Origin of the sequence: Nitrosomonas communis (assembly GCF_900114745.1) — a bacterium.
Classification (GTDB): domain Bacteria; phylum Pseudomonadota; class Gammaproteobacteria; order Burkholderiales; family Nitrosomonadaceae; genus Nitrosomonas; species Nitrosomonas communis_A.
In genome coordinates this window covers 22,846-34,321 of record NZ_FOUB01000018.1, presented here as the reverse complement: position 1 = coordinate 34,321, position 11,476 = coordinate 22,846, and the positions used below count along the sequence as shown (strand labels likewise).

Sequence of the window (11,476 nt, the reverse complement as noted above, 5' to 3'; positions counted from 1 at the left end):
TTGTGTAAATTAGTCGGGTATCGAAACATTCCGGACGGGGGAAATCACCGATCCGGCAATAAAGAGTTCGGCACGAGGAAATTAAGGTTTTGCAGGAGAACGAATACTATGCCCTCGCGCCGTGTTGCTGTCGACCTGAGTACTGAGACATATTACTTGACCCTGACGGTCCAGCACTGGTATTACCTGTTCGATCGTGATAACCACTGGCAGATTCTGGCCGAGTCGCTGCGATATTGCCGGGAACATAAAAATCTGGAACTGAACGGATATGTTTTCATGCTGAACCATTTTCATCTTATCGCCACATTGCCGGACATGGCAGGTTTCCGCACGACTTAAAACGGTTTACCTCCATGAAATTCAAGAGCAATCTGGAAACTAAAAAGCCCAGTGTATTGAAGTTATTTTTGGATGAGGACGGAAAGCATCGGTTTTGGATGGGTATCCATGATCGAAGAAAGCTGAAAGCCCAGATTCTTACCGACAGAAGCTCAATTAACATCTACGAAGACCTGGTGAGAAAGGGCTATGTGACGTGTCCTGAACATTGGATTTGGTCGTCGGCGCACCCCGCTTCCCAATGAGGGTAAGGATGCTTGGTGGATAAGCTGATAAGTTTATGCAATGCGTGTCAACACTGCAAGTAGTGGCGCTATTTCAAACGTTCCGGATGGGGGAATTCGATGTCCAACATCTGGACCGGACGTTCGTTGTGCGGCCGCAGAATTTATATGGACGATTAAATAGTCATACCCGATCACAGGCATGGTGTTAACACCGCCGCCAGGTAACGATAGTGATTCTTATCGCTGGATAGCGCACAAGGCTTGTCATGAGCCTGGCGGAAGATCCGCTTGGAACAGGCCCTTTCCCGCAGCAAGCTGAGCTCGTAGGTTCAGATTGCACAGGGGAAAAGAGACATATGGCATCGGCTAACTAATGTATTGAGACAATTGATTTGGACAGGAGAATTCGGGATGAATGATACTAACAAAACGTTTCGTATTACGGGCTATGTGATCGACGCAAAAACGCATCAGACTTTAGCGGGTTTACGCGTTGAGGTGTGGAGTAAGGATCATATATTGAATGATCTGGTGGGTTGTGCTGTGACTGATCAGCAAGGTATTTTCCGGGTAATATTCGATGAGTCTTCTTTTCGTGAAATTTTCTTGGACCGGCGGCAGGATTTATTCTTCAAGGTGTTCCATGAAAATAAACTCATCAAGAGCACTGAAGATTCAGTGTTGTGCAATGTAGAGAGCATGGAAGCCCCAGTCGTAATCGAGGTTGAAATGGAAGCTGCCGAGCCTCAGCCGGAGGAGATGTTCATTGTTCGAGGACTCATCCACTATCCGGATGGCAAGCCAGTAATGTCGGGACTCGTCATGGTATTCGATAAGGACTTACGTAGCGAGGAATACCTGGGTGAGACGCTAACTAGCAAAGCAGGGCACTATCAGATTACCTATCATGTTAGCCAGTTCCGCCGCAAGGAGAAGAAAAGCGCGGATTTGTTGGTCCGTGCCTATCTGGGAAGAGAAAATATCACCGAGTCAGCCATTATCTTCAATGCCCAGCCGGTTGAGATAGTCGATCTGGTCATCGGCGACGGTGAATACCGCGGCCCTTCCGAATACGAGCAGATTGTCGAACAACTGATGCCACTGTTAGATAACGTCACTTTCGCTGAACTCAGACAAGATAATAAAATCCGCGACATTACTTTTTTGAATGGAGAAACCAACCTTCCGAATGAAAAGCTTTTCTGCTTTGCGGTAGCTCATCAATTGATGGGGGAGAGCCATATCGAACCTGAATTCTGGTATGCTGTATTCTCGACACCTTTCTATTCGATCTCTGAGGATCAGAATCTACCGGATCTGCTGGCGGTGATACTCGCCACACTTCCTTCTCTTGATGCGATGACCGTGCATAAGGCTTTGATCAGTGCCTTGAGTCATAATCTCATTCCTTCGTGGGGCAAGGATAAGGTAGGCGTGTGGATCAAGGCGTTCCTCGATTTTGTAGCCCGGCAAACCGTGAGCGACGATGGCGCCGTCCTCAAAGGCGTACTCGAAGACGCGGGTATTCGAGATGCCCCAAGACAAGAAAAGTTCGCACGTCTCTTTGGCGAGTATCAAGGGTTAACGCACGATCTGGTTGAGGTGTTGAAGCAAGATGGCTCCTTCAAAGAGAGCGAGATTACTGATCTGCAAACCACTTTTCAGATTACAGAGTTGGCACAGGGTAACTTCTCCGTTGCCCGTGTTTCAAAGAAAGTCTATGGCATTGATCAACCTAGTCAAATACGACTGCTAGCCAAGGTGAGCGAGGATGAGTGGATTAAGCTGGTGCGCGATCATGTCGCCTCTGGCGAGCTGCAATTACCGGTAGATATCCCCCTGCCAGATTTGCCGCTAAAGGCTGACTTACGCGCCGCTGAAGCCTATGGTAAAACCTTGGCGCAACAGTTCCGGGAAGCTTTTCCTACGGTTGCTTTCACGGGAGGCTTAGAACGGGTAATGAGTAATGGTGGGCCGAAAGGATTGAAGCATCCTGAACTCATCAATAAGTTCCTGCAGGCGCACGAACAGTTTGAATTTCTAACAACAGCCATAGATGATTTTTTTGAAACCAAGCTTCGCCCAGATATAGGGAGATTGGAACAGAATGAGGAGTTGAGGCTGCAACTGAAGGGGATTCAGCGGGTATTCAAGCTTGTACCCAACTTCGAGGCAACGGATGAATTGCTGGCGGATGATCTGCATTCGGCTTTGAAGATTTACCGTATGGGAGAGGCGGAGTTCGTGCGAACTTATGCCAATCGTCCTGGTTTTAGCCGAGAAACTGCGCGACTCACTTATAACCGTGCTGCTCAAACTCATGCTGCTGTAGTGACGCTGGTGGGCGAATTGCAGGCGCTGGATGCCGAAGGCTTGCCTAAGGCGTTGCTCAATGGCAACGAGGCGGTGTCCAAGTTCCCCAACTGGAACAACCTGTTCAAAGCGGGTGATCTATGTGAGTGTGAGCAGTGCCGCTCAGTCTTCAGCCCTGCAGCTTATTTTGCTGATGTGCTGATGTTCCTCAAAGATCGTAAGGCGAAGAACCCGGCACAGACAGTCAAGGGCATCCTATTCCAGCGCCGCCCCGATCTGGGCTACCTGGAGTTGAACTGCGAAAATGCCCATGTACCTTTGCCCTATATCGACATCGTATGTGAAGTGCTGGAAGATGTCATCGCCAATGGCGAGAACGACCTGGAGCTGTCTGGGCTGACAGCTATCCTTGATGCGAGCGCTACCAGCAAAGCCAACGTGGCGACTGCCTTCGCCACGCAGGGGGTCAGCTTAGGGGATGATTTCACGCTCATACAGGTTAAGCCCGCCGACCCCAACCTTTGGGTGGTGCACGGCGATGCTATTACATATCTGTTGAAGAAAAAGGCCACGCCTAATTTCTTCGCCGAAATCCTGCGCAATACAAAAGCAAGTGCTGACGAGCTGCGGGCCAACCCCCAGTATGTTAATCCCAAAGCTTATGGCAAGTTAAAAAAAGCGTTTTATCCCTTTACACTGCCTTTTGACCTGTTCATTGAAGAAGTGCGGACAGCTTTTCAAAAAATCGCATTGAAGCGTTGGGAGCTTATGCGCACACTCAAAGGTACGGTTGCACCGAACAATCCGACTGAGGTTCACATCGCTGCCGAATACTTCGGTATTTCGGTCGCGTTAGAAGAGACTGCACCACCGCTCGAAAAGGATGAGAAGCGTATCATACTCATAGAAGACTCAGCTAATCAGCACCCTTACTGGGGTGAACCAGATATTTCAACAATGATAGCTAACGTAAGCAAGGTTGACGTTTTTCTACAAAAAACCAGCCTGGAGTACCCGCAACTGCTCGCCTTGCTCGACCTGAAATTCATCAATCCCATGGGCGATATCGCCGTCGTCCACCTCGACCCGACATGCGACACAGAGCAGAAGCGCATCGAAACCTTGGATGCTCAGAAACTCGACCGTATCCACCGCTTTTTGCGGCTGTGGCACAAGCTAACCGATTGGAAGATGTGGGAGCTCGACCTCGTCATTCGTCATCCTGCCATCGGCAATGGCAGCCTGGACGAGGCGTTCCTAGTCAAGCTGATGTACTTTGCAGAAGTAAAAAACAAGTTGGGCAGTAAGGTGACGGTGGAGCAGACCACCGTCCTGTTTGGTGATCTAAACACCGTGACACGATTCACCAAGCTTCATGAAAAACGGGAGGACGCGCTCTATCAGAATCTGTTCCTAAACAAGAAGCTCATTCATCCGCTTGACCCGGCATTCCAGCTCGACCCCAATACGGGTGATCTACCTACCGGGCAAACGATCACAGCTCATCTGCCGGTTGTGCAAGCAGCGCTAGGCGTGCGTGATGCTGATTTGCAGGTTTTCAAGCATCTTAAGAACCCCTCCGGTGTAGTTTACATCAACGATGACCTCAATTTGGCCAATCTGTCCTTCCTCTGGCGCCACGCTTGGCTAGTTAAGCTACTGAAACTCAAAGCGAACGAGTGGCAGATATTATTGAAGTTACTCAACGAGGATATTGCCGCATTTAGCAGTCCTCAAGCAGCTTGGGGTTTCCTGGAGAAAGTCGGGCAACTGAAGAAAACCGGTTTCAACATGGATGAATTGAACTGGCTGCTCTACGTGGACCATTCTGCGAAAGCCACCGTGAAGGAATCAGACGCAGCCAAGTTTTTGTTCGAGCTGCGCAAAGCGCTGCAGGCCGTGCGTAGCGAGTACGATGCCTCAAAGTATGCGTTCCTGACAGCCACGCCGCCCACGGATGAGGAGCAATTGGCCGGACTGCTGGTTACGCTCCTGCAACAGCTAAACCGCGATGAACCGGCAGTGAGCTCCTTCGTGGCGATACTGCGGGGCGATGTGGCGGTGGAAAAGAAAGTGGCAGGCTTGGGGACACTCGTTTTTCCTGCCGGAATACCGATCCAGTACAATGCAACGAGCGGAATCTTGCGCTTTACCGGCGTCATGACCAGCACCCAACAAAACACGCTAAACGGTCTGTCTGCTGACTCGGTATACCGTGACGCCATTAAAGATCTGTTCGAGCGCCCTCGGTTGGCGGTGAAATTTTACGAACCCGTGTTCACCGCGCCACTCAAAATACTGCCCCCCGCAATAAATTTTCAAACACAGCTTTCCGCTGATCTCGCTGCCAAGATCGTTTATGATGCCGAGTATCGATTGCTGCGCTTTACCGGCATCATGACCGAGGAAGAACAGGCGGCGCTCGAAGATCTTGTGCCCAACACTACTCCTTCGGATCCGCTGGATGCTGCTTATCGCAATGCCGTAACCAGCCTCGCCACGCAACCCCAGACTATCGTTTTGCCGGACGAACGCATCTGGTTGAGTGACGCTGACCTTGATACCACGGTTCCCGCCAATGACACTTTTGCCAAGCGACTCGTAAATGCTACCAAGCAAGCGTTGGCTTACCTTGCCAAGACATTAGCAGTAAATACTGTGGTACAGCAGAGTAGTGACACACTCGGCTTAACCACAGCCATGGTACGGGAAATCATGACCCGTTTCGAATTGAACTCCCCCGATACCATTCTTGAACTTTTCATCGGTGCGTTCTCCACATCGAGCGGAGCGCTGGATTACGAAGACCCAGCTTTTAAGGATGCTTTCGATACCTGGTACTGGCTCAATAGGATTGCAGTGATTTTGAAAAAATGGAAGATCAATCTGGAGGAGCTTGAAACCATCATCACTCTGCAAGCTCCGGCAAAACTGTTCGATTTTAAAAGTCTGCCGCTCGACAACAATGATCCGATCGCTCCCATCGACACTTTCCTGCGCATGAATCGGTTGTTCAAGTTGCGCGACACCTTGCCAGAAACGGGCATCAAATTACTCGTTATTTTAGGGAAATTAAATGAAGGTGCCTATGCTTCTGCCAATGAATTTGCCGCCGATGTGCAGCTCCTGAACGACGCCTGGAATGCAATTGACGTTGAGCACCTTATCCAATCACTCGACCTTGCTTATCCAACTGACTACCTGCTGGCGGAAAACTGGGAACGCTTGCGCGATGCATTTCGCTTCTTTGATAAGCTCAATGCCGGAGCGGATAAGGCAATTATTTTCGCCAACCCCATCGTCGGTAAAATGGAAAGTGATACGCTCAAGCAGTTGCTTCGCTCCAAATTCGGGGCGGATACTTGGCTAACCCTCAGTACGGAAATACAGGACATGCTGCGCGAGCGTAAGCGCGATGCCCTTGTGGCCTGGTTGCTTCATCACTTCACCCCGACAACGCCACCGCCACCCTCCGGTAAATGGGAGAATACCAATGATGTGTACGGCTACTATCTGCTTGACGTGGAAATGAGTTCTTGTCAATTGACTTCTCGCCTCGTCCAAGCATCCGGTTCGGTGCAGCTATTCCTACAACGCTGCCATATGGGCTTGGAACCTGATGTATTGGTGAAGGCCGATGGCAATGACGGTGACAGTGCCTGGCGCTGGTGGGAGTGGATGAGTAAATACCGTGTCTGGGAGGCTAACCGTAAAGTATTTCTCTATCCCGAAAATTGGATCGAGCCGGAATTGCGCCGAGATAAATCCTCCTTTTTTAAGGATCTGGAGAATGAGCTACTGCAGAACGAGGTGAATCAGTATACGGTCGAAACGGCTTTTTTGAATTATCTGGAAAAGCTGGACGAAGTTGCCCAACTTGAAATCGCGGGTTTTTACCAGGAAGATGATGCCGACCATACTATTCTGCATGTTTTTGGACGCACAAAGGGCGGTGAGCCGCATATTTATTACTATCGCCAATACGACTATCGCCGCTGGACTGCTTGGGAGAAGGTGGACTTGGACATTGCGGGAGACTACCTCATCCCGGCGGTGGTAAACAAACGGCTGCTCCTATTTTGGCCGATATTTACGGAAGTGCCGGATGAAACAGAAAACAATAAGCCCGTTCCGATACCGCAGTCAGGGGATAGCGAGGCACCCGTTAAGAGAACAATAAAACGGCTCAGATTGCAGATGGCGGTGAGTGATTACCGGCAAGGAAAATGGACACCGAAGAAGATATCAAAAGATTTTTATCAGAGTGGCTGGGTAACTGAGGTCGATATTGTCAGAAAGTTTTATCATTTTATCCCCGTGGATCGTAGCAGCATTGATGGACGGTTCATTATTAACTTTGGTGGATATAGCCTTGGTAGCGATGGATACGAGCAGGCGGAGTTGCATGGTGCGTTTGAGATTACCGGCTGTAAGGGGGTGCCTGAACTCACGGCTCTCACGGCTGAAAAGGGCAACTACATACCCGTCCTTCAGCCAGAATGGGCTTCAGTGGGGCAATATAGTAATCCAGCTAAGTCCTATACAGCGTTCATGAAGTGGATTGAGCTGGGAATGCCTGATGAATTTGGTCATACCGTTAGTCGTCATGACGAGCCGCAGAACGATTTCACCCTCTCCAATTCATTCCTCACCCTCCTTCAAACGTCGAAGATCACCAATCTACCCAATACCATCATGGTTCCCCGGGATTGGAGTGGGTTTTCTACCCCCATCCTGATCCAGACGCCCAATATCTTCAAAATGTCCCCGCCTTGGCATCTTTCTTACCTGGATAAATTCTGGCTTGATTCCTTTGATCTTTTCCATCTTACATCGAATCGAACCTCCGTTAGATCAGGAGTCAATTTTGCAGGCAGTTGGCTTCCGTACTTCTACGCTGATAAAAAGCGCACGTTTTTTGTCCTACCCTCGCTCAAATTGCGGACGGGAGATGTAGACACGATACACGGAGGTGCCGCAGCCATCCGACTGTACTACCCGGAGGTCAAGAAAATATTCCGGCAATGGCAGGATATTTTCGATGGTCAGGTACAAACCGTTGTGGACGGCATCGACCTCTCGGCCTTGACTCCTGACCAACGGAAACAGTTGGAAGAGGGTCTTCGCCTGCAGTTCCCCAGAGAGGAAGAGCAGCCACGCTATACAGACAAAAAGGTCCTGGAACTGTTGACACGATTCTTGATGAGGTATTTCAATTATTGGCTCGGCTACTGGTCATACTATTTGTTCCTGTTTCGGCAGTTTCACTTCAAGAATTTTTATCATCCCTTTGTCTGTGATTTTGCCAAGCTGGTTAATAACCCTCTCAAGGGTATCCCCGCCTTGATGAGTCGGGAAACCCAGTTGAAAGATTCCGGATTCCGGTTCTTCGATATCTACCAGCCGACCCAATGGGTCGTCGAGCCAACCGGCGATCCAAACAATCCTTATTCGGAGTTTTACCCCAAGGAAGACGTGGACTTCACGCCGGATGGTGCCTACTCGCCCTACAACTGGGAATTATTCTTCCACGCACCGCTGATGATCGCTAACCAGTTGAGCAAGAACCAGCGCTTCGCAGAGGCGATGCAATGGTATCACTTCATCTTCAATCCTCTTGGCTTAGAAGGTACCTTGCCGGACGGCACAATAGCAGGGGCACCCCAGAAGTATTGGATCACCAAACCATTTTTCCTGACAACTGATGACGAGTACCTGCAGCAGCGCATCGATGGCATCCTGCGCATGTTGGCGGAGGATACCGCTGTACCTGGCTATACCGTACAGTTGAAAAAGAGTCTTGAAGACCAGGTAAAAGATTGGAGGGACCACCCCTTCGAGCCACACCGTATTGCTCAGTATCGGACCGTCGCCTACCAGAAAACGACGGTGATGAAATACTTGGATAATCTTATCGCCTGGGGCGATTACCTGTTCCGACAGGACAGCATGGAAAGTATCAACGAGGCGACTCAACTTTACATTCTGGCGGCGGAAATCCTCGGGCCGCGCCCACGCAAGATTCCGCCTCAGGCAAAGCCGTCCTCAGAGTCTTTCAACGAACTGGAAGATCAGTTTGACCGCTTCTCCAATACCCTTGTGCAGGTAGAGAATTTCGTGCCGCCCATGCCAGGCGATGGCCAGGACGGCGAAGATGCAGCGCCGCTGCCCATGCTCTATTTCTGCATCCCGCAGAACGATAAGTTGCTCGGCTATTGGGATACTGTCGCTGACCGGCTCTTCAAGATCCGCCACTGTATGAATATCGAAGGTGTGGTACGGCAATTGGCGCTTTTCGAGCCGCCGATCGAGCCCGGTGTCTTGGTGAAAGCGATCGCCGCCGGCGTGGATATCAGCAGCACGCTCACTGACTTGAATACACCGCTACCGCTCTACCGCTTCAACGTGCTACTGCAAAAAGCCAATGAGGTGTGCAACGACTTAAAGGCACTTGGCGGCGCCTTGCTCTCTGCACTAGAAAAAAAAGATGCTGAGGCGTTGAACCTGCTGAGGCAGGGTCAGGAGATCAGACTGCTGGAAGCGATGAAAACGGTGCGAGAGAAACAGGTTGATGAGGCGAAGGATAATCTGGAAGGAGTGAAGAAAAGTAAGGAACTGGCCCAAATCAAGAAAGATTACTACGAAAGTCGGGAGTTTATGAATATAGGAGAAATAACGGCAACTGCTTTAAATTTCCTTTCCATGGCGTCTCATACAGCCGGTACCCTTGCCGACACGTTGGCAGGCGTGATGTTTCTTATTCCAGATTTCAGAATTGGCGGGTCAGGATTTGGAGGTAGCCCTCACTTTACATCTGTACCCCCCACGGGTGATAAACCGGCAAAGGCTTCAGAGCGTGCAGCCAACGGCTTGTACAATATAGCCACCATTTTGGACAAGAACGCAGATCTTGTTGCTAACCTTGCCAGTTATCAACGTCGACAGGAAGAATGGGACTACCAAAAGGATCTGGCCATTAAGGAAATCGAGCAACTCGACAAGCAAATCGCCGCTGCCGAACTGCGCCTCGCCATTGCCGAGAAAGAACTCGATAACCACGTCCTCCAAATCGAGAACGCCAAAGCCACCGATGACTTCATGCATTCAAAGTACACCAACGAGGAGCTGTTTCAGTGGCAGGTAGGACAAATTTCCGGGGTATTTTTCAAGAGCTACCAGCTTGCGTATGATTTGGCAAAACGCGCGGAGCGCTGCTTCCGTTTCGAGCTCGGTTTGCAGGACAGCAATTATATCCAATTCGGCTATTGGGACAGCTTGAAAAAGGGGCTGCTGTCTGGCGAGAAATTACAGTATGACCTGCGCCGCCTCGAAACGGCGTATTTGGAACAGAATCGGCGCGAGTTCGAGTTAACTAAGCATATCTCGCTGCTCACGCTTGACCCGCTAGCCTTGGTGAAGTTGAAAGCAACCGGACGTTGCTTTATCAACCTACCCGAGGAGATCTTTGATCTCGACTACCCAGGTCACTACTTCCGTCACATTAAGTCGGTGAGTATCACGCTGCCGTGCGTCACTGGACCTTACACGACAGTTTCCTGCACGCTTCGGCTATTGAAAAATTACATCCGCATCCATTCCGATCTTGCCGACGGTTACGCCCATGCTCAGGACGACAGCGGCGTCTGGACGGACGATCCCCGTTTTGTGGAAAGCAATATCCCAGTCAAATCAATCGCAGCTAGCAATGGGCAGAACGACAGCGGCGTCTTTGAATTAAGCTTCCGCGACGAGCGCTATCTCCCCTTTGAGGGAGCGGGCGTAATTAGCGAATGGTCTTTGGAATTATTTAGTGATCTTCCTTCTAATAATCCTGATCCTGGAAACCCTGACTTTGGGAGGCCATTGCGTCAATTTGATTACAGCACGATTTCTGATGTCATTGTTCACATCAAGTACACGGCAAGAGAAGATGCTGGACCATTTAAAAACGGTGCAATTGCTTATCTACGAGAATATTTCAGCAAAGAGGGGACAACGCACTCTGTACGATTGCTTAATTTGCGTCAGGAATTCCCGACCCAGTGGCATCGCTTTTTGCACCCGATCAATCCAGCAGAAGAGAATATTTTTGAGTTGGAGATGGTGCCAAGTCTTTTCCGTTTCCTGGATCAGGGAAAGATCCTGAAGGTTAATAGCATTTGGCTATTGGCACAATGCACAGATAGGGGCAACTATAACGTTGTCATGACGCCACCATTGCCTGAGCCGCCTCCTGCGGGATCTAATGCTTTTACCCTTTCCCCAGTCGAGCAAGATCAATATGGTGGTTTGCATTTCAGCCAAAAGGACGTCTCTGCCTTAGGGGTTGAGGTGGTACCAACAGATCCGCCATTGAAATGGCAACTAAAGATGACCGGCCCAGGCTCTAGCGGTAACTTGCAGAACAATGAAGTAAAAGATGTTTTATTGATAATAGGCTATCAGTGGGAGGAAAGCTGATGAAAATCAGATTTCTATTTTTTTTAAATAGTTCAGTCTAATCCAGATTTTTATTAAGAAAATTTTCTAATGGAAAATCTGGATTTATGTAGAAGGCGAGAAATTTTACGGGTGAGAGTTTTTTAAGCAGGTGC

The 11,476-nt window shown here is 49.7% G+C and carries 2 protein-coding genes; both read left to right on the top strand.

Going from position 1 to position 11,476, the window contains the following annotated elements:
• Nucleotides 1-108: 108 nt before the first annotated feature.
• Complete coding sequence (locus BM122_RS24130; protein ID WP_218152047.1) at nt 109-342, top strand: hypothetical protein; 234 nt, start codon at nt 109-111, stop codon at nt 340-342.
• A gap of 638 nt (nt 343-980) precedes the next feature.
• The gene (locus BM122_RS08830) at nt 981-11,342 is read left to right on the top strand and encodes a Tc toxin subunit A-related protein (protein WP_074905229.1); all 10,362 of its coding nucleotides are present in this window, start codon (nt 981-983) and stop codon (nt 11,340-11,342) included.
• Nucleotides 11,343-11,476: the final 134 nt, after the last annotated feature.